Raw genomic sequence first — 17,922 nt, 5'->3', positions numbered from 1 at the left:
CGAGCCCCCGCTCCGTAAGGCTTACGCGCCCTCGACCGGAGCCTCCGACGGCTGAAGCTCGTCGGCGTGCTCACCCGTCACCAGGTAGACGACGCGCTTGGCCACCGACACCGCGTGGTCGGCGAACCGCTCGTAGTAGCGGCCGAGCAGCGTCACGTCGACGGCCGTCTCGATGCCGTGGCTCCAGCGGTCGTCCATCAGGTGCTGGAAGAGCGTGCGGTGCAGCAGGTCCATCTCGTCGTCGTCCTGCTCCAGCTGCATCGCCAGATCCACGTCCTTGGTGATGATGACCTCCGCAGCCTTCGCCATCAGGCGCTGCGCCAGGTGTCCCATCTGCAGGATCGTCGCGTGCAGGTCGTTCGGCACCGCGCGGTCCGGGAAGCGCAGCCGGGCCAGCTTCGCCACGTGCTGGGCGAGGTCGCCCGAGCGCTCCAGGTCGGCGCTCATGCGCAGCGAGGTCACGACTATCCGCAGGTCCGTCGCCACCGGCTGCTGCCGGGCGAGCAGTGCGATCGCCCGCGCCTCCAGGTCGTGCTGGAGGTCGTCGACCTTCTGGTCCGCGGCGATCACGCTCTCCGCGAGCTTCAGGTCGGCGTCCAGCATCGCCGTCGTGGCGCGCCCGATGGCCGACCCGACCAGGCGGGCCATCTCGACCAGGCCCTCGCCGATCGAGTCAAGTTCCTCGTGGTACGCGTCCCGCATCGATGTCCCTCTCTACGCAGAGCCTCGGGGTCCTGGTTCCGGTGATTCCGGTGGGGCTCGGACCCCCACGGTCCCACGGTCGACCCCGTACGCGTCCGGATCCGACCCCTCACATGAACCGGCACTTTCCCTCAGGTGAACTCCTGGCGACGTACGCCGCGGTCCCTCCCAGGCCAAGTGAACCCGCATAGTCCCCATGGTGAACTCTGGGCGACGACTGTTCGAGCAGGGACCCGGACGGCTGGGAGAGTGTCAGCCGTCCCGCATAACCTTGATGCCATGGACGTGAACGCGGCGGTCGCCGCATTGGCCGCTATCGCCGGGGTGTGCACCGGCGTGATCGCCATGCTGGCGTTCCGCTGGAGCGAACGCGACCAGGCGCGACCCACCCGAACCTCCCTGCACACCGACGCCGTGCTCCCGCCCGGTGTCGACACCGTGCTGTCCGTGCTGCGCTCCTCCGCGGTCGTCCTCGACGAGAGCGACTCCGTGGTCAAGGCCAGCTCGGCGGCGTACGCTCTCGGCCTGGTCCGGGGCGGGAAGCTGGCCGTCGAGCCCATGCTCAACATGGCCCGCGACACCCGCCGCGACGGCGAGATACGGCAGGTCGAGCTCGACCTGCCCCGGCGCGGCACCGGCCGTGTCGAGGCCCTCGCGGTCTCGGCCCGGGTCGCCCCGCTGGGGTCGCGGCTCGTGCTGCTGCTCGTCGAGGACCTGACCGAGGCCCGTCGTATCGAAGCGGTACGGCGCGACTTCGTCGCCAACGTGAGCCACGAGCTCAAGACCCCGACCGGCGCCCTCTCCCTGCTCTCCGAGGCCGTCATGGACGCCTCGGACGACCCCGAGGCGGTCACCCGCTTCGCCGGCCGCATGCAGATCGAGGCGACCCGGCTCACCAACCTCGTGCAGGAGCTCATCGACCTCTCCCGGGTGCAGAACGACGACCCGCTGGAGGACTCCGAGCCGGTACGGGTGGACGAACTGGTCGCCGAGGCGATCGACCGCTCCCGGCACACCGCGTCCACCAAGCAGATCACCATGGCCTCCAACGTATGGGCGCCCGACGGCCTCGACCAGGCCGGCAACGGGCGTCGGGACGGCGGCACCGACCTGCACGTCTGGGGCAGCCGCGGCCAGCTGGCCGCAGCCCTCGGCAACCTCGTCGAGAACGCCGTCAACTACTCGCCGGCCCGCACCAGGGTGGGCATCGCCGCCCGCCGCGTCGCGGCACCCGGCGGCGACATGATCGAGATAGCCGTGACCGACCAGGGCATCGGCATCCCGGAGAAGGACAAGGAGCGCATCTTCGAGCGCTTCTACCGTGTCGACCCCGCCCGCTCCCGTGCCACCGGCGGTACGGGGCTCGGCCTGGCCATCGTCAAGCACGTGGCCGCCTCGCACGGCGGCGAGGTCACGGTGTGGAGCACCGAAGGCCAGGGATCCACCTTCACCCTGCGGCTGCCCGAGGCGGGCGCCGTACGGGACCGCCGGTCCTCCGAGCCCGCCTCGAACACCCCCGATCTCATGACCGAACCGCTCCCCGCCCCGGAGGTCCTTCCGTGACCCGAGTGCTTGTCGTCGAGGATGAGGAATCCTTCAGCGACGCCCTGTCGTACATGCTCCGCAAGGAAGGCTTCGAGGTCGCCGTAGCGGCGACCGGCCCCGACGGCCTCGACGAGTTCGAGCGCAACGGGGCGGACCTCGTCCTCCTCGACCTGATGCTGCCCGGCCTGCCCGGCACCGAGGTGTGCCGCCAGCTGCGCGGCCGCTCGAACGTCCCGGTCATCATGGTGACCGCCAAGGACAGCGAGATCGACAAGGTCGTCGGCCTGGAGATAGGAGCCGACGACTACGTGACGAAGCCCTTCTCCTCGCGGGAGCTGGTCGCCCGCATCCGGGCGGTCCTGCGCCGCCGCGGTGAGCCGGAGGAGGTCACCCCCGCGGCCCTGGAGGCCGGACCGGTCCGCATGGACGTCGACCGGCACGTGGTCACCGTCGCGGGCGGCAAGGTCGACCTGCCGCTGAAGGAGTTCGACCTCCTGGAGATGCTGCTGCGCAACGCGGGCCGTGTGCTGACCCGTATGCAGCTCATCGACCGGGTGTGGGGCGCCGACTACGTGGGCGACACCAAGACCCTCGACGTCCACGTGAAGCGCCTCCGGGCGAAGATCGAGCCCGACCCGGGTGCGCCGCGGTACCTGGTGACGGTGCGCGGTCTGGGCTACAAGTTCGAGCCGTAGACCGGCGAACGTGAAGAGGGGCGCCCCCAGGTGGGGGCGCCCCTCTTCACGTGTGGCTCAGTGGCCGGCGGCGTGGCTCGCCTCGCCGGTCGGGGTGGCCGCGCCCGTGGGGGTGGCCGTGCCGGCCGGGGTGGCCGTGCCCGTGGGGGTGGAGCCGTGGCCGGCCTCGCCCGCCGGGGTGGCCGGGGCGCCGGTGGTCGGCGTGGCGGCCGGCGGCTTCGGGATCTCGGTCGGGCCGTACTCCGAGAAGTAGCTGGTCGCCGGGACGACGAACGCGCTCAGCGCGACGTCGCCGGTCCTGCTCAGCTTGAAGACGACCTTCTGAGCGTCGCCGTTCTTCGCGGTCCTGAGGCCGCCCTCGATCGTGGCGGAGGCGTTGCCCTTGCCGCCGATGACCACGGAGCCGCCGGCGGGGACGACGATCGGGCCCGCGCCCTCGGCCGCCTTGAGCTTCACCGTTCCGACCGTGCCCGGCAGGGTGATCGAGTCGAGGGTCTGCCGGACCAGGCCGTTGTTGAAGACGGTGGCCGAGACGACGGCCGGACCGACCACGCCCGCCTCGGGCTGGGTGATCACGAGCGCGTTCTGGATCTTGATGTCGTCCACCGTGACGGCGGCGTTGTCCGGCCGGACTTCGAGCGTCTGTGCGTCGTTGCCCGCACCACAGGCGGACAGCGAGGCGATGGAGATCACGAGAGCGGTAGCGGCGAGGGCGCCGCGTCGAAGGCTGCGGCTCACGGCGGCGGCAACTCCTAGGACGTACGGACAGGCTAAGGACCAGCTAAATGTGCGTCAGCGGGCTTAGGTTACCGAGCTGCACTCTCCGTCCCGCACCCGACCCGCCCCCTGGGACGTATCCGCCGGACACGCCGTGGTCCCGCGCTCTCTGTCCCGGCTCCGCGCAGCCACGCTCCCGTGACGTCGGGAACGCGCCGTCAGGCCGGATCACGCCAGTGCATCACGTTCCATTGACCCGCCGTTCACATAAGCGCCGTGATCAATTCGGTGGCGCCCGAGCATTCCGCCGAAAAACGCCGGCCGGCCCGTCCGGTGATCAATTTCGGGATTCGTTCGGTTGAGTACCCTGGATGCATCCGTACGGGTGGCCGATCCTCGAACGGAGTACGTGAAGAGGGCCACACCGAACCCGGCAAACCGGGACATCGACCCTCTGTCGAGGGCGTCCGGACAGGTGTAACGTGCGCGTTTCTCTCCGTCCGCGCAGCGGCTCCGACCTGCGAATACCGCCTTCCGGAAGCCCGCCGCAGCACGTTCGCGGCGCTGTTGTCAAGCCCCGAGATATGCCCTGACCTGCGAAAACGCCATTCAGAAGAAGCCGTATCCGTGTTACCCTGGATAGCCACGGAAGGGGTACCTGTCACATGACGTTCAAGGTTGGCGACACCGTGGTCTATCCCCATCACGGGGCCGCGCTGATCGAGGCCATCGAAACTCGCCAGATCAAAGGCGTGGACAAGACCTACTTGGTGCTCAAGGTCGCCCAGGGCGACCTGACGGTTCGTGTGCCGGCGGACAATGCGGAGTTCGTCGGTGTTCGCGATGTGGTCGGTCAGGATGGGCTGGACCGGGTCTTCGAGGTGCTTCGCGCACCGTACGCCGAGGAGCCGACGAACTGGTCTCGTCGCTACAAGGCAAATCTGGAAAAGCTCGCTTCTGGCGATGTCATCAAGGTCGCCGAAGTGGTGCGCGACCTGTGGCGTCGTGAGCGCGAGCGCGGACTCTCCGCCGGCGAGAAGCGCATGCTCGCCAAGGCTCGCCAGATCCTGGTGAGCGAGCTGGCGCTCGCGGAGAACACGAACGAGGACAAGGCCGAGGCACTCCTCGACGAGGTGCTCGCGTCCTGACGCCTGGCGTCCACGCCATGCCAGCACAATGCCGCGGTGCCCGCTGACGCGCTGTGAATCCCACGATTCCACAGTGCCGTCGCCGGGCACTGCGGCATGTTCGTCTCTCTTTCTCCGACCCCCTGAGACCCGACCTGACCCGACCCCGACCCTGTCCGTCGCTGCGGCTCACGGCTTCCGGCAGCGGCTCGCATGGCGACGCCTCGACCGTCGTCACGGAAAGGGCCCGGTCGAGGCGTCGCAACAAGCTTGCTGACGCCATACCCACGTCGTCCGCGGAAACAAACCTGCCGGAGTGCAACCGATGTCAGACGTAGCGCGTCCTCCTCGTACCGCCGTGGTGATCCCCGCGGCCGGCCGGGGCGTACGCCTCGGCCCGGGCGCCCCCAAGGCGCTTCGCGCGCTGAACGGCACCCCCATGCTCATCCACGCCGTCCGGGCGATGGCCGCCTCCCGCGCCGTCTCCCTCGTCGTCGTGGTGGCACCCCCCGACGGCGCTGTCGGCGCCGCCGAGGTCAAGAACCTCCTCGACGCCCACGCCCTGCCCGAGCGCACCGACTACGTCGTCGTGTCCGGCGGCGACACCCGCCAGGAGTCCGTCCGCCTCGGCCTCGACGCCGTCCCCGAGGACATCGGCATCGTCCTCGTCCACGACGCGGCCCGCCCGCTCGTCCCCGTCGACACCGTCGACACCGTCATCGAGGCCGTACGCGACGGAGCCGTCGCCGTCGTCCCGGCGCTGCCCGTCGCCGACACCGTCAAGGAGGTCGAGCCGGCCGAGCGGCCCGGCGAGCCCGAACAGGTCGTCGCCACCCCGATCCGGGCCCGCCTGCGCGCCGTGCAGACCCCGCAGGGCTTCGACCGCGACACGCTCGTCAACGCCCACGCCACCGTCGCCCTCACCGGCGAGGGCGCGACCGACGACGCCGGCATGGTCGAGAAGCTCGGCGCGCCCGTCGTCGTCGTGCCCGGCCACGAAGAGGCCTTCAAGGTGACCCGCCCGCTCGACCTCGTCCTCGCCGAGGCCGTACTCGCCCGCAGGAGGGCCAACGATGGCTTCTAGCAGCCTCCCCCTGATCCCCCGTACCGGGATCGGCACCGACGTCCACGCCTTCGAGAAGGGCCGCGAGCTGTGGTGCGCCGGCCTGCTCTGGGAAGGCTCCGACAGCGACGGGTACGGCCTGGCCGGGCACTCCGACGGTGACGTCGCCGCGCACGCCGCCTGCGACGCGCTCTTCTCCGCGGCCGGCATCGGCGACCTCGGCGCCCACTTCGGCACCTCGCGCCCCGAGTGGTCCGGTGCCTCCGGCGTCACGCTGCTCGCCGAGGCCGCCCGGATCGTCCGCGCCGAGGGGTACGAGATCGGCAACATCGCCGTCCAGGTCGTCGGCGTCCGCCCCAAGATCGGCAAGCGCCGCGACGAGGCGCAGAAGGCGCTGAGCGAGGCGGCCGGCGCGCCCGTCTCCGTCTCCGGCACCACCACCGACGGCCTCGGTCTCACCGGCCGGGCCGAGGGCCTGGCCGCCCTCGCGACCGCCCTCGTCTACCCCGTACAGCACTAGAGCGGGACCGGCTCGGCCCCGGACCGCCGCTCGACAGCGCCGAGAGAGCAGTCACAGAGCGGGAAAAAGTCGCCCCGTGGCCGGGAATCGGGCACGGGGCACTACCACCCGCCCACTACCCTGGAGTGGTGACCATTCGCCTGTACGACACCAGCGCCCGGCAGATCCGTGACTTCACCCCGCTCACGCCGGGCTGTGTCTCGATCTACCTCTGTGGCGCGACCGTGCAGGCCGCCCCGCACATCGGGCACATCCGCTCGGGCCTGAACTTCGACATCATGCGCCGCTGGTTCGACTACCGCGGCTACGACGTCACGTTCATCCGCAACGTCACCGACATCGACGACAAGATCATCGCCAAGGGTGCCGACCAGGGCCGCCCCTGGTGGTCCATCGGTTACGAGAACGAGCGCGCCTTCAACTCCGGCTACGACGCCCTCGGTTGCCTGCCGCCGACCTACGAGCCCCGCGCCACCGGCCACGTCACCGAGATGGTCGAGATGATGCGCGGCCTCATCGAGCGCGGCCACGCCTACGAGGCCGACGGCAGCGTCTACTTCGACGTGCGCTCCTTCCCCGGCTATCTGCAGCTGTCCAACCAGGACATCGACGACCTGCGCCAGCCCTCCGAGGAGGGCATCACCGGCAAGCGCGACCCCCGCGACTTCGCCATGTGGAAGGCGACCAAGCCGGGCGAGCCCGACTGGGAGACCCCGTGGGGCCGCGGCCGTCCCGGCTGGCACCTGGAGTGCTCGGCGATGGCCCACAAGTACCTGGGCTCCGCCTTCGACATCCACGGCGGCGGCCTCGACCTGATCTTCCCGCACCACGAGAACGAGATCGCCCAGGCCAAGGCCTTCGGCGACGACTTCGCCTCGTACTGGGTGCACAACGCCTGGGTCACCATGAGCGGCGAGAAGATGTCGAAGTCGCTCGGCAACTCGGTGCTCGTCTCCGAGATGGTGAAGAACTGGCGCCCCATCGTCCTGCGCTACTACCTGGGCACCCCGCACTACCGCTCGATGATCGAGTACAGCGAGGAGTCCCTGCGCGAGGCCGAGGCCGCCTTCGCGCGTATCGAGGGCTTCGTCCAGCGCGCCACCGAGAAGGCCGGGTCGCCCGTCGCCCCCGCCGCCGAGGTGCCGCCGGCCTTCGCCGAGGCCATGGACGACGACCTGGGCGTGCCGCACGCGCTGGCGATCATCCACACCACCGTCCGCCAGGGCAACAGCGCGCTCGCCGCCGACGACAAGGACGAGGCCATCGCCCGCCTCGCCGAGGTCCGTGCCATGCTCGGCGTCCTCGGCCTCGACCCGCTCGACCCGCACTGGGCCGAGGAGACGGGCGGCGGCGAGGAGCTCCACGGCGCCGTCGACACTCTCGTACGGCTGGTGCTCGAGCAGCGCGAGTCGGCCCGCGAGCGGAAGGACTGGGCGACCGCGGACGCCATCCGCGACCAGCTCACCCGCTCCGGCCTCGCCATCGAGGACAGCCCCGACGGCCCCCGCTGGACGCTCGGCAACCGCTAGACCAGTGATGATGTGCCGTCCGGGCTCCCGGGCGGCACACTTCACTTAGAGACTTCATTTCGTACGCAGGCAGAGGAAACAGGTAGTCATGGCCGGGAACAGCCAGCGCAGGAACCGCCGCACGTCCAACAAGAAGGGCGCGACGGTCGGCAGCGGTGGCAACCGGCGCCGCGGCCTCGAAGGCAAGGGCCCGACCCCGCCCGCCTCCGCCCGCAAGGGTCACGTCAAGAACCGCGTCGCCAACGCCAAGGCCAAGCAGGCCTCCCGTCGCCCCGTGGTCCGCCGCGGCGGCAAGGGCCAGTCGGAGATGGTCGTCGGCCGCAACCCGGTCTTCGAGGCGCTGCGCGACGGCGTGCCCGCCACCACGCTCTACGTCCAGCAGTTCATCGACAACGACGAGCGCGTGCGCGAGGCCCTCAACCTCGCCACCGGCCGCGGCAACATCAACATCATGGAGGCGCCGCGCCCCGAGCTGGACCGGATGACCAACGGGCTCAACCACCAGGGCCTCGTCCTCCAGGTCCCGCCGTACGAGTACGCGCACCCCGAGGACCTCGCCGAGGCGGCCTACGACGACCACGACGAGCCGCTGATCGTCGCCCTCGACGGCGTCACCGACCCGCGTAACCTCGGCGCCGTCGTCCGCTCCGTCTCCGCCTTCGGCGGCCACGGCGTCGTCGTGCCCGAGCGGCGCGCCGCCGGTATGACCGCGGGTGCCTGGAAGACCTCGGCCGGCACCGCGGCCCGCACCCCGGTGGCCCGCGCCACCAACCTGACCCGCTGCCTGGAGCAGTACCAGAAGGCCGGCCTCACGGTCGTCGGTCTTTCGGCGGACGGCGACACCGAGGTGCACGAGCTGGAGGCGCTGTCCGGCCCGGTCGTCATCGTCGTCGGCTCCGAGGGCAAGGGCCTGTCCCGCCTGGTCGGCGAGACCTGCGACTTCCTGGTCCGCATCCCGATGCCGGGCGGCGCCGAGTCGCTGAACGCCGGTGTCGCCGCGGGCGTCGTCCTGTACGAGGCGGCCCGCCGCCGGATGGGCTGACCCGAACGGGGGATTCGCCCCGGCCGTGATCTTGACGGACCTCCGACATTTCCGCCCCGTCAAGGCAGTGTCCTAAACCCACATCACTCGGTTAGATGAGTGTGGACACCAGAACGCCCCGGCCGGGGTTCGACGATCAGCCCGCGCTGAGCATGGTCAAAGTGGATTCCGATCCCGCCCAGGTGATCGTGAACCACGCCAGCTTCCGTGTGCGGCTCGCGCCGGCCCAACAGCCGAAGTTCGCCGGGAACCCCCGTATCGGAGCCCTCGCCGGAGCGGCCGGAGTCGCGGCAGGAGCCGGCATGGGGGCCGGTGCGGCCGGAGCGGCCCGCCGTCGGCCCGTCGTGTGGAGCGGCAAGTCCGCCCCCGGCGCCACCGGCCTGCTCCAGGCCGTCCGCGACTCCTCGGCCGCGCCGGGCACCGCGGGCGGCTCGGGCTCCGCGGTCTCCACGCTGGAGCCGACCACGCACCCCTTCCCGCGCTTCGACGACACCATGCCCACCCCCGTGGTGCCCGCAGGGCCGGGCTCCCCGCTGCTCCCGCCGATGCGGCGCGCCGAGGGGGCGTACGACGAGGTGTACGAGCTCGAGCCCGAGCCGTACGACCAGAGCGCCGACCCGCACGCCCGCTCCCCGCACCGCCAGGGCAACGACCCGGTCCGGCACGCCTATTACCCGGGCCGCCGGATGAACCTCGGGGTCGTCCTCCTCCCGCTGCGGGTCTTCCTCGGCTTCATCTCCATCTACGCGGGCATGGGCAAGCTCTGCGACCCCGTCTACTTCGACGGCGGCGAGCGCGGCTCCATGGTCAAGTGGCTCAACTCGCTGCACCCGTGGGGGCTCGCCGAGCCGCTGCGCGACTTCGCCCTCCAGCACCCGGTCGGCGCCGGACTCACGGTCGCCTTCCTCCAGGTCGTCGTCGGCGTCCTCACCGTGCTGGGCCTCTGGCAGCGGGTCGCCGCCGTGGTCGGCGCGCTGCTGTCCGCCGCGCTGATCCTGACCGTCAGCTGGAAGACCCTCCCGGTCTACGACGCGCCCGACATCATCTTCCTGGCCGCCTGGTCGCCGCTGATCATCGCCGGCGCCCCGGTCTACTCGATCGACGGCCGCCTCGCGGGCGAGGCCTGGCGCACCCTCGGGCCGCGCTCGGAGCTGTGGGAGCTGCGCCGCCGGGTGCTGCGCCGCAGCACGGTGGTCACGGCGGTGGTCGTGGGCCTCACGCTGCTCGTCGGCTCGATGCTCGGCGGGGCCGTACGGTCCACGGAGATGGTCACGGTTCCCGGGCCGAACGACGACCCGGTCAACCACCTGCCCGGCCGGCCGCTCCCGAAGGAGCCCGGCACCACCGGCCCGTCCCGCACGGCGTCCAAGAGCCCGAAGCCCACGGCGACGAGCGGGGCGAGCGGCGAGCGCGAGGAGGAAGAGGAGACGGCCGGGCCGAAGGAGTCGGCGCGGGAGACCCGCCGCAGCGACCGGCAGAGCCCGTCGGCCAGCCAGGGTGGCACCCGTACCCCGAGCCAGTCGCGGACGGCGGCCCCGCCGACCTCCACCGGCTCGGGCTCTGGCGGTTCGGGCGGTACGAGCGGCACGCCGAGCAGTGGCAGCAGCAGCGGCTCGTCGGACGGCGGCTCGTCCTCGGGCGGGCCGCGGAACCCGATCGGCGGGCTGCTGGGCTGAGGCTCGCGGCCGTAGGAGGGGCCCCGGGTGTCCGCACGGACACCCGGGGCTCTTGCGTTGCGCCTCGGGCGGCGGCTGGGCCGGCTTGACGTGCGCTCGCTTGAACTAAGTGCAAGTCCCTCGCACGGCAGGTCCCCCATGAACACGCTCGCCGCGGCCGCCCAGCTTCTCGTCGCCGCCGCCTTCCTGAGCATCCGCTCCTGGGCCACCGCTTCGGCGCCGTCGCCAAGGCCGCCGCGGTCACGGAACTCCGCCGCCAGGGCATCCGCCCCGAGGTCCTGGAGGCCGGCAGGACCTCCCCGGTACGAGGAAGGGGCGGCACCACGCACGGTGGTGCCGCCCCTTCCTCGTACGCCTTCCGCCTACGCGTGGGTGGCGAGCTCCTTGGCCGCCTCGGTCAGGTCCTTGGCGGTGTCGATGGCCCGCCAGTACGCCCCCTGCGGCAGCGGGAAGCCCGCAAGGCGCCGCTCACGCGCCAGCCGCGGGAACGTGGTGCGCTCGTGGTCGCCACGGTCCGGCAGCAGCTCGGTGAAGGCCGCGGAGAAGACGTACACGCCCGCGTTGATGAGATACGGGGACGGCGGCGACTCGATGAAGTCGGTGATGTGCCCGAACGTGTCGGTCTCGACCGCGCCCCACGGAATCCGCGGCCGGGCGAGCGCAAGCGTGGCCAGGGCGTCGCGCTCCTCGTGGAACTCGGCCATCTCCCGCAGCGAGAAGCGCGTCCAGATGTCGCCGTTCGTGGCGTACCACGGCTGCCCCGGCTCGGGCAGGTGCGCGGCGGCGTACTTGAGCCCGCCGCCCCGCCCCAGAGGCTCCGACTCGACGACCGTCGTCACCTTCAGGGGCAGGTCGGCGCTCTCCAGCCACTCCTGGAGCACCTCGGCGAGGTGGCCGCAGGAGACGACGGCGTCCGTCACTCCCTCGGCGGCGAGCCAGGACAGCTGATGGCCGATGATCGGGGTCCCGGTGCCCGGGATCTCGACCATCGGCTTGGGGCGGTCGTCGGTGTACGGGCGCAGCCGTGAGCCCTGGCCGCCGGCCAGCACCACCGCCTGCGTCGGAGAGGTATGCATACCGGGAACGATAGGCGGACGGGGCGTGTGAGGCGTGCGGAGAGGACCGGGCGCCCTGGCCGGACCGCGCGGACCCGCTTCCGCTGCGCCGGGTTCCACCGTGCCGGGTTCCGCTCAGCTCGCGTGCAGGACGCCGGTGGCGAAGGAGGTGTCGCAGACCGGGCGGGAGTAGGACTGGGCGCGGGTGGGGCCGTAGTGGCGCACGGCGGCGGCGCCGAGGGCCTTGGCGATGGACATGCAGTGCTTGGCGATCGACGGGCGGTTCTCGACCTCGCGCTGGAGGTGGGTGAGGGCCGTGCCCGGGTCCTTCTCCTGAAGCTCTGCGAGCAGCTGGTCGCGCAGAATATCCTGCGGGGCACGGGACTTGGCCGGCAGCGAGACGTCCGTGGACGACGCCGTCAGCATCTGGGTCCCGGAGCCGTGGCCGGCCCACGGAACGGCGGACACCGCGAGCGTTCCGGAGAGCACCAGGACGACGGGCAGGACGAGGGCGAGAGAGCGGCCGATTCGGCGGGCAGTGTGCGTCACGCAGGCGAGCGTAGCGGCCGGTAGTGATATGGCGACATTTAGTCACTCTCGCGAGGGACGGTTCGAGGCGGCTTTTCGAATTCCGTGTTGACGCCGGGGCGTGGCCCTGGGCTTGAATGCCCAGTTCTGCCGGGGTTTTCACCGACTCGCCGATTCATGCCGCCCGTACGCGAACGGCCCCGCCCCCGCAAGGGGGACGGAGCCGTACGGCGTGTGTGTGGAGCAGCCGATGCGGCTGCGTCAGCTCGATCAGCTGGTTCGGCTGGTTTGGCTGATTCGGCCGGTTCGGCCGGTTCGGCCGGTTCGGCCGGTTCAGTCGGTTCAGTCGGAAAGGCGCTCGCCGGTCGACGTAGAGAAGACGTGCAGCTCGGCGGAGCGGGGCACGACGTGCAGCGTGGAGCCCTTCGCCGGGACGTCGCGGCCGCCGACGCGGACCACCAGGTCCTTGTCCTCGCCGCCGACGCGGGTGGAGCCGTACACGAAGCCGTCGGAGCCGAGCTCCTCGACCACGTTCACGGTGACGGCCAGGCCGTCCTTGCTCGTCGGGCCCGACACGTCGAAGTGCTCGGGGCGGACGCCGACGGTCACCGTGGTGTCGCCCTTGGCGGACGCGGCGGCGATGGCGTCACGGGAGACCGGGACGACGCTGTTGCCGAACGCCACGCCACCGTCGGTGATCGGGACCTCGATCAGGTTCATGGCGGGGGAGCCGATGAAGCCGGCGACGAAGAGGTTGGCGGGCTTGTCGTACATGTTGCGCGGGGTGTCGACCTGCTGCAGCAGACCGTCCTTCAGGACGGCGACCCGGTCGCCCATGGTGAGGGCCTCGGTCTGGTCGTGCGTCACGTACACCGTGGTGATGCCGAGCCGGCGCTGCAGCGACGCGATCTGCGTACGGGTCGAGACGCGCAGCTTGGCGTCGAGGTTCGACAGCGGCTCGTCCATGAGGAAGACCTGCGGCTCACGCACGATGGCGCGGCCCATCGCCACACGCTGGCGCTGACCGCCGGAGAGCGCCTTCGGCTTGCGGTCCAGGTACTCGGTGAGGTCGAGGATCTTCGCCGCTTCCTCGACCTTGGTGCGGATCTCGCTCTTGTTGACGCCGGCGATCTTGAGCGCGAAGCCCATGTTGTCGGCGACCGTCATGTGCGGGTAGAGCGCGTAGTTCTGGAACACCATGGCGATGTCCCGGTCCTTCGGCGGCAGGTGCGTGACGTCACGGTCGCCGATGCGGATGGCGCCGGCGGTCACGTCCTCCAGGCCGGCGAGCATGCGCAGCGAGGTCGACTTGCCACAGCCGGAGGGGCCGACGAGAACGAGGAACTCGCCATCGGCGATCTCGATCTCCAGCTCGTTGACGGAGGGCTTTTCGGCGCCGGGGTAAACCAGGGTCGCCTTGTCATAGGTGACGGAAGCCATGGTGATGTGTCCCTTCACCGGCAGGAACGTGCCGGACGATCCGAGTAAAGGAAGGATTGAGGTCTAGTCCACCTGGGTGAACCGCAAGTGACGCTACCTGGCGATGCGGGATCTGTCAGCAGTCGGAGGACCGTGAGATTTCCGACCGACGGCGCGCGGGCGTTCGTTACACTGCACTCGCTGCCTCCTTAGCTCAGCTGGCCAGAGCACCGCTCTTGTAAAGCGGGGGTCGTCGGTTCGAACCCGACAGGGGGCTCATGGGCGAAGGGCCGGCGCAGGGGGACGTTTCCCCGGCGCCGGCCCTTTTGCGTGATCACGGCCGCCCGGACTGGATCAAACGCCAGGGCGTGTGTTTGCCCGCATCCGCGCGTGAATACGGGCGAACGGCCCTGGACGTACTCCTTGACCAGCGCGACCTGCCATCCGTTGCCTTCGGGGGCGGGGTCAACGGCCTATGCTGGTGCGGAGGTTGGGGCTTCGGTCTTGAGGGGTGCTCGCGGACGCGCACGGGGGAGGTGGGCATGGTCGCGAGGTATCTGGTGGCGCCGCGGGGAGGGCGGCGTGCCTACGGCGACATCACGTCCGCCCTTGTCGCCGCCGCTCGCCGCGGGCGGGCGGCCCTGATCGAGATCGCGCCCGGGCGGTACGACGAGCAGCTCACCGTGCGGGGGGACGTCCAGCTGGTCGCGGCCGAGGGGCCGGGCTCCGTCGTGGTGAGCCGGCCGCGGGGGCCCGTCCTGGAGGCCGGTGGTGGGCAGGTCCGGGTTCACGGGCTGGTGTTCGCCGGGCGCGACGCGGACGTCGTCGGGTGTACGGCGGGCTCGCTCACGCTGGAGCACACGGAGGTGCAGGCGCCGGGTGGCGTCTGCGTGCACGCGCGGGCCGGCAGCGCGGTGACGCTGCGGGACAGTGCGTTCCGGTACGGCCGGGTCCTGTTCGTCGGGTCCGGCGGGCTCGTCGAGCGGTGCCGGTTCGGCGACGCCGCCGACAATGCGCTCGCGGCGGTCGAAGGCGCCCACGTGGCCGTTCGGGAGAGCCGGTTCGCGGGGGCCCGCATCCACGGGATCCGGGTCAGCGGCGCGCGCGCCGAGGTCACCGGCTGCGAGCTGACCGGCACCGGGCGCGCGGCCGTCATGGCGGACACCCAGGCGGAGCTCGCCGTCGCGGACTGCGTGATCGGTGACGTACAGGCGGAGGGGATCGCGTACATCGAGCGCTCCCGCGGCTCCGTGGACCGTACGCGGGTCACCGCCGCCGAGCACGGGATCGCGGTCACGAGTGGCGCCGACCCGGTGGTGCGGGGCTGTGCGTTCAGCGGCTGCCGGGACACCGGGATCAACGTACGGACCGCGGGCCGCGGCAGGTTCGAGGACTGCGAGGTCGTCGAGGCGGGCAACGTCGCCGTGCACGTCACCGAGGGCGGCGCCCCGGAGGTCCATGACTGCCGCATCACGCGGGGCAACGTCGGCGTGGCCGTCGTCGACGCCGCCCGCGGCCGGTTCGTCCGGATCCGGATCGAGGACCTGACGAGCGTGGCCCTGCGGGTGACGGGCAGCGGCAAGGCCGTGTTCGAGCAGGTCCGGGTGGAGCGGTGCCCGACGCACCTGGAGACCCGGGGCGACGGCGGCACGACGGCCGAGGTGAACGGCGCGGTGCTGCGCGACTTCGGTCTGTCCGCCGTGGAGGCCCTCGGCCAGTCCCGGGTGACGCTCAGAGGGGTGTCGGCGGAGCGCGGGATGGTGGGCTTCGGTGCCGCCGAGGAGTCCCAGCTCTTCGTGTACGACAGTGAGGTCAAGGCGGTGAGCGGGTGCGGGGCGGCGGCCCTGGGCAAGGGGAGGCTCGTGGCGCGGAACCTCACCGTGACCGGCACGGAGGGGATCGGGCTGATGGCGAAGGACTCCGCCCGTCTGGACGTGGCGGACAGCGCGTTCGGCGACTGCGCGGTCGCGGGCGCGCTCTTCCAGGACGAGGCGGCCGGCCGGTTCGCGGACTGCGCCGTGACCGGGACGCGGGGCGTGGCCGTGGTGCACCGTGGCCTCGTCGAGCTGGTGTCCCTGCGCACGTCGCTGCGGATCGTGGTGAAGGAGCCCGAGCCGGAGCCGCCGCCGACGATCGTCCACCAGCACGGGCCGGTGATCAACGGCCCGGTGTCCCGGTCCACCTTCATCTGGGACAACAACCATGTGGTCCAGTGGCAGAGCGACGAGGACGGTTCCCGGCATGAGTGATCCGCAGAACGATCAACAGAACGACTCGCAGAACGATCCGCAGCACGTGCACCACTACCGTGGTCCCGTGATCAACGGCTCCGTCTCCCGGTCCCAGTTCTTCTGGGACAACCAGACGGTCAACCAGAACCAGCAGAACGACGCCGCGTCGGCCGCCCCGGGGTACGAGGAACTCGCCGCCCTGGTCAGGGACCTGCTCCGGCAGCTGCCACGGGCCGGGCTCGGCGAGCAGGACCAGGAGGACGCGCAGGCCGCGGCCGAGGAGGTGCTCGGGGAGATCACCGGCCCCGACGCCCCCGAGCCGGGCCGGCTCCGCCGTGCCGTCGCCACGCTCCGGGGCGCCCTCGCCCCGGTCGCGACCGGCGTGGCGGCCGGTGCGACGGCGGGGGCGCAGCAGTGGGCGCTGACGGCGATCCAGGGCCTGGCGGGAGTCGTCTGAGGGCTGAGGGAGCCGTCGGACGGCTGAGGGAGCCGTCCGACGGCTGACGGCTCAGGGGACCTGGCTGACGGCTCAGGAGAGTCGGCCGGCGGGTGACGTCTGGCGGCTGCTGGTTGAGGGAGTCCTCTGGCGGTTTCGCCGTCAGCGGCCGGAGAGGCGGTTCGCCAGGGTCGCGATGCGGTCCGTGCTCGCCGCGTGGGTGGTGGTTTCGCGGCGGTCGGCGGTGCGGAACGCGGCGTACATGGCCTGCACGCCGAGCCAGCGGAGGGGTTCGGGTTCCCACTTGCGGACCTTGTGGTTCACCCAGGGGAGGGCGGTCAGGTCGGTGGGGCCCGACTGGCCGGAGTCCTGCTGGATCAGGTCGCGCAGGGTGCGGGCGGCGAGGTTGGCGGTGGCGACGCCGGAGCCGACGTAGCCGCCGGCCCAGCCGAGGCCGGTGGAGCGGTCGAGGGTGACGGTGGCGCACCAGTCGCGCGGGACGCCGAGGACCCCGGACCAGGCGTGGGAGATGCCGAGGCCGGCGAGCTGGGGGAAGAAGCGGACGAGGATGTCGCGGAGGGCCTCGATGGTCTGCGGCTGGGTGCGGCCGTCGTTGTCGGTCTTCGAGCCGTAGCGGTACGGGACTCCCCGGCCGCCCAGCGCGATGCGGCCGTCGGCGGTGCGCTGGGCGTACATGTAGGCGTGGGCCATGTCGCCGAGGGTCTCCAGGCCGTTCCAGCCGACGGACTCCCACTGGGCGTCGGTGAGCGGCTCGGTGGCGATCATGGAGGAGTTCATGGGGAGCCAGGTGCGGCGCTGGCCGGCGAGCGAGGCGGTGAAGCCTTCGGTGCAGCGCAGGACGTAGGGGGCGCGGACCGTGCCGTACGGGGTGAGGGCGTGCTTCGGCCTGATCTCGGTGACGGGGGTCGACTCGTGGATCGTGACGCCGAGCGCCTCGACGGCCGCCGCGAGGCCCTGGACCAGCTTCACCGGGTGCAGGCGGGCGCCGTGCGGGGTCCAGCTGGAGCCGACGGCGCCGGCGACGCGGACGCGTTCGGCGGTCTCGCGGGCGCCGTACATCTCGCGGTCCTTCTCGCCGAAGGCGAGCTCGACGGCGTGGAAGTCCTTGAGACGGGCCAGCTGGGCGGGGGTGAGGGCGACTTCGAGGACTCCGCCGCGGTGGATGTCGGCGTCGATCTTCTCGGCCTCGCAGACGGTGACGACCTCGTCGACGGTGGCGTTCATGGCCTGCTGGAGACGGACGGCCGCCTCGTGGCCGTGCAGCCTGGCGTAGCGGTCGCGGCCGGCGATGCCGTTGTAGAGCCAGCCGCCGTTGCGCCCGGAGGCGCCGTAGCCGCAGAACTTGGCCTCGAGGACGGTGATGTTGAGGAAGGGGACGGCCTTCTTGAGGTAGTAGGCGGTCCACAGGCCGGTGTAGCCGCCGCCGACGATGCAGACGTCGGCGGTGGTGTCGCCGGGCAGCGGCTCGCGGGGGGCGGGGGCGCCCTCCTGGGCGTACCAGAACGAGATGCCGCCGTTGATCGTGCTCATGTCCATCCCTCTTCCGGGTGTCGTGCGCGGGAGGTTACCGGGGGCCCTGCTCCCGTGGATACGGGTCCTTCGACGGGAGGTCGGCG

16 protein-coding genes and 1 tRNA gene are annotated in these 17,922 nt (G+C 71.4%); 11 read left to right on the top strand and 6 right to left on the bottom strand.

Annotated elements, in window-relative coordinates:
• Nucleotides 1–21 precede the first annotated feature (21 nt).
• Entirely contained in the window at nt 22–702 is a 681-nt protein-coding gene (gene phoU, locus ACIGEZ_RS30950; RefSeq protein WP_399837676.1) for a phosphate signaling complex protein PhoU, read from the bottom strand.
• 279 nt (nt 703–981) lie between these two features.
• On the opposite strand from phoU, the gene ACIGEZ_RS30945 reads away from it, so the two are divergent.
• Together ACIGEZ_RS30945 and ACIGEZ_RS30940 are read left to right on the top strand one after the other, a co-directional pair.
• Nucleotides 982–2,265 carry a sensor histidine kinase gene (locus tag ACIGEZ_RS30945; protein WP_399837673.1) on the top strand — a complete coding sequence of 428 codons (1,284 nt, stop codon included), beginning with the start codon at nt 982–984 and terminating at the stop codon, nt 2,263–2,265.
• Complete coding sequence (locus ACIGEZ_RS30940; RefSeq protein WP_015035162.1) at nt 2,262–2,942, top strand: response regulator transcription factor; 681 nt, start codon at nt 2,262–2,264, stop codon at nt 2,940–2,942. Before ACIGEZ_RS30945 ends, ACIGEZ_RS30940 begins: the two co-directional genes overlap by 4 nt.
• Nucleotides 2,943–2,999: 57 nt before the next feature.
• On the opposite strand, the gene ACIGEZ_RS30935 is transcribed toward ACIGEZ_RS30940, so the two are convergent.
• Nucleotides 3,000–3,680 carry a DUF461 domain-containing protein gene (locus ACIGEZ_RS30935; RefSeq protein ID WP_399837671.1) on the bottom strand — a complete coding sequence of 227 codons (681 nt, stop codon included), beginning with the start codon at nt 3,678–3,680 and terminating at the stop codon, nt 3,000–3,002.
• A gap of 644 nt (nt 3,681–4,324) precedes the next feature.
• Here ACIGEZ_RS30935 and ACIGEZ_RS30930 point away from each other — a divergent pair.
• The 6 genes from ACIGEZ_RS30930 to ACIGEZ_RS30905 all read left to right on the top strand — a co-directional run bounded on the left by ACIGEZ_RS30930 (nt 4,325) and on the right by ACIGEZ_RS30905 (nt 10,616).
• Nucleotides 4,325–4,807 carry a CarD family transcriptional regulator gene (locus ACIGEZ_RS30930; protein WP_003953493.1) on the top strand — a complete coding sequence of 161 codons (483 nt, stop codon included), beginning with the start codon at nt 4,325–4,327 and terminating at the stop codon, nt 4,805–4,807.
• Nucleotides 4,808–5,111: 304 nt separating this feature from the next.
• Nucleotides 5,112–5,870, top strand: coding sequence for a 2-C-methyl-D-erythritol 4-phosphate cytidylyltransferase (gene ispD, locus ACIGEZ_RS30925; RefSeq protein ID WP_399837668.1), 759 nt, complete (start codon nt 5,112–5,114; stop codon nt 5,868–5,870).
• The gene (ispF, locus tag ACIGEZ_RS30920) at nt 5,860–6,369 is read left to right on the top strand and encodes a 2-C-methyl-D-erythritol 2,4-cyclodiphosphate synthase (RefSeq protein ID WP_399837665.1); all 510 of its coding nucleotides are present in this window, start codon (nt 5,860–5,862) and stop codon (nt 6,367–6,369) included. Before ispD ends, ispF begins: the two co-directional genes overlap by 11 nt.
• A gap of 128 nt (nt 6,370–6,497) precedes the next feature.
• Nucleotides 6,498–7,898, top strand: a complete 1,401-nt coding sequence (gene cysS / locus ACIGEZ_RS30915) for a cysteine--tRNA ligase (RefSeq protein WP_399837660.1) — start codon at nt 6,498–6,500, stop codon at nt 7,896–7,898.
• 88 nt (nt 7,899–7,986) lie between these two features.
• A complete protein-coding gene (gene rlmB / locus ACIGEZ_RS30910) occupies nt 7,987–8,940 on the top strand; it encodes a 23S rRNA (guanosine(2251)-2'-O)-methyltransferase RlmB (protein WP_399837657.1) in 954 nt (317 codons plus the stop codon).
• A gap of 95 nt (nt 8,941–9,035) precedes the next feature.
• Nucleotides 9,036–10,616 (top strand): DoxX family membrane protein, encoded by a 1,581-nt coding sequence (locus ACIGEZ_RS30905; protein ID WP_399837654.1) that lies wholly within the window; start codon nt 9,036–9,038, stop codon nt 10,614–10,616.
• A gap of 362 nt (nt 10,617–10,978) precedes the next feature.
• Here the strand turns inward: ACIGEZ_RS30905 and ACIGEZ_RS30900 are convergent, their stop codons facing one another.
• From ACIGEZ_RS30900 to ACIGEZ_RS30890, 3 genes are all read right to left on the bottom strand, one after another.
• Entirely contained in the window at nt 10,979–11,692 is a 714-nt protein-coding gene (locus tag ACIGEZ_RS30900; protein ID WP_399837651.1) for an NDP-sugar synthase, read from the bottom strand.
• Nucleotides 11,693–11,806: 114 nt separating this feature from the next.
• Entirely contained in the window at nt 11,807–12,220 is a 414-nt protein-coding gene (locus ACIGEZ_RS30895; RefSeq protein ID WP_399837647.1) for a hypothetical protein, read from the bottom strand.
• 321 nt (nt 12,221–12,541) lie between these two features.
• Nucleotides 12,542–13,639 carry an ABC transporter ATP-binding protein gene (locus tag ACIGEZ_RS30890; RefSeq protein WP_399837644.1) on the bottom strand — a complete coding sequence of 366 codons (1,098 nt, stop codon included), beginning with the start codon at nt 13,637–13,639 and terminating at the stop codon, nt 12,542–12,544.
• A 182-nt stretch (nt 13,640–13,821) separates the two neighbouring features.
• On the opposite strand from ACIGEZ_RS30890, the gene ACIGEZ_RS30885 reads away from it, so the two are divergent.
• The 3 genes from ACIGEZ_RS30885 to ACIGEZ_RS30875 all read left to right on the top strand — a co-directional run bounded on the left by ACIGEZ_RS30885 (nt 13,822) and on the right by ACIGEZ_RS30875 (nt 16,306).
• A tRNA-Thr gene (locus ACIGEZ_RS30885) sits at nt 13,822–13,895 on the top strand.
• Nucleotides 13,896–14,160: 265 nt separating this feature from the next.
• Complete coding sequence (locus ACIGEZ_RS30880; protein ID WP_399837641.1) at nt 14,161–15,867, top strand: right-handed parallel beta-helix repeat-containing protein; 1,707 nt, start codon at nt 14,161–14,163, stop codon at nt 15,865–15,867.
• On the top strand, nt 15,860–16,306 hold the full coding sequence (locus tag ACIGEZ_RS30875; RefSeq protein WP_399837638.1) for a hypothetical protein: 447 nt from the start codon (nt 15,860–15,862) through the stop codon (nt 16,304–16,306). The genes ACIGEZ_RS30880 and ACIGEZ_RS30875 overlap by 8 nt, the downstream gene beginning before the upstream one ends.
• A 141-nt stretch (nt 16,307–16,447) precedes the next feature.
• Here the strand turns inward: ACIGEZ_RS30875 and ACIGEZ_RS30870 are convergent, their stop codons facing one another.
• Nucleotides 16,448–17,836, bottom strand: a complete 1,389-nt coding sequence (locus ACIGEZ_RS30870) for an NAD(P)/FAD-dependent oxidoreductase (protein WP_399837634.1) — start codon at nt 17,834–17,836, stop codon at nt 16,448–16,450.
• Nucleotides 17,837–17,922 lie beyond the last annotated feature (86 nt).

It is taken from the genome of Streptomyces sp. NPDC085481, assembly GCF_044541845.1.
Classification (GTDB): domain Bacteria; phylum Actinomycetota; class Actinomycetes; order Streptomycetales; family Streptomycetaceae; genus Streptomyces.
This window is presented reverse-complemented; position numbering and strand designations above follow the sequence as displayed.

Bases quoted from the DNA above. Each gene is read 5' to 3' on its own strand.
- ispD (WP_399837668.1), top strand. From the start codon at position 5,112: ATGTCAGACGTAGCGCGTCCTCCTCGTACCGCCGTGGTGATCCCCGCG.
- ACIGEZ_RS30875 (WP_399837638.1), top strand. From the start codon at position 15,860: ATGAGTGATCCGCAGAACGATCAACAGAACGACTCGCAGAACGATCCG.
- phoU (WP_399837676.1), bottom strand. From the start codon at position 702: ATGCGGGACGCGTACCACGAGGAACTTGACTCGATCGGCGAGGGCCTG.
- ACIGEZ_RS30945 (WP_399837673.1), top strand. From the start codon at position 982: ATGGACGTGAACGCGGCGGTCGCCGCATTGGCCGCTATCGCCGGGGTG.
- ACIGEZ_RS30870 (WP_399837634.1), bottom strand. From the start codon at position 17,836: ATGAGCACGATCAACGGCGGCATCTCGTTCTGGTACGCCCAGGAGGGC.
- ispF (WP_399837665.1), top strand. From the start codon at position 5,860: ATGGCTTCTAGCAGCCTCCCCCTGATCCCCCGTACCGGGATCGGCACC.
- ACIGEZ_RS30890 (WP_399837644.1), bottom strand. From the start codon at position 13,639: ATGGCTTCCGTCACCTATGACAAGGCGACCCTGGTTTACCCCGGCGCC.
- ACIGEZ_RS30930 (WP_003953493.1), top strand. From the start codon at position 4,325: ATGACGTTCAAGGTTGGCGACACCGTGGTCTATCCCCATCACGGGGCC.
- rlmB (WP_399837657.1), top strand. From the start codon at position 7,987: ATGGCCGGGAACAGCCAGCGCAGGAACCGCCGCACGTCCAACAAGAAG.
- ACIGEZ_RS30900 (WP_399837651.1), bottom strand. From the start codon at position 11,692: ATGCATACCTCTCCGACGCAGGCGGTGGTGCTGGCCGGCGGCCAGGGC.
- ACIGEZ_RS30905 (WP_399837654.1), top strand. From the start codon at position 9,036: ATGAGTGTGGACACCAGAACGCCCCGGCCGGGGTTCGACGATCAGCCC.
- ACIGEZ_RS30880 (WP_399837641.1), top strand. From the start codon at position 14,161: ATGGTCGCGAGGTATCTGGTGGCGCCGCGGGGAGGGCGGCGTGCCTAC.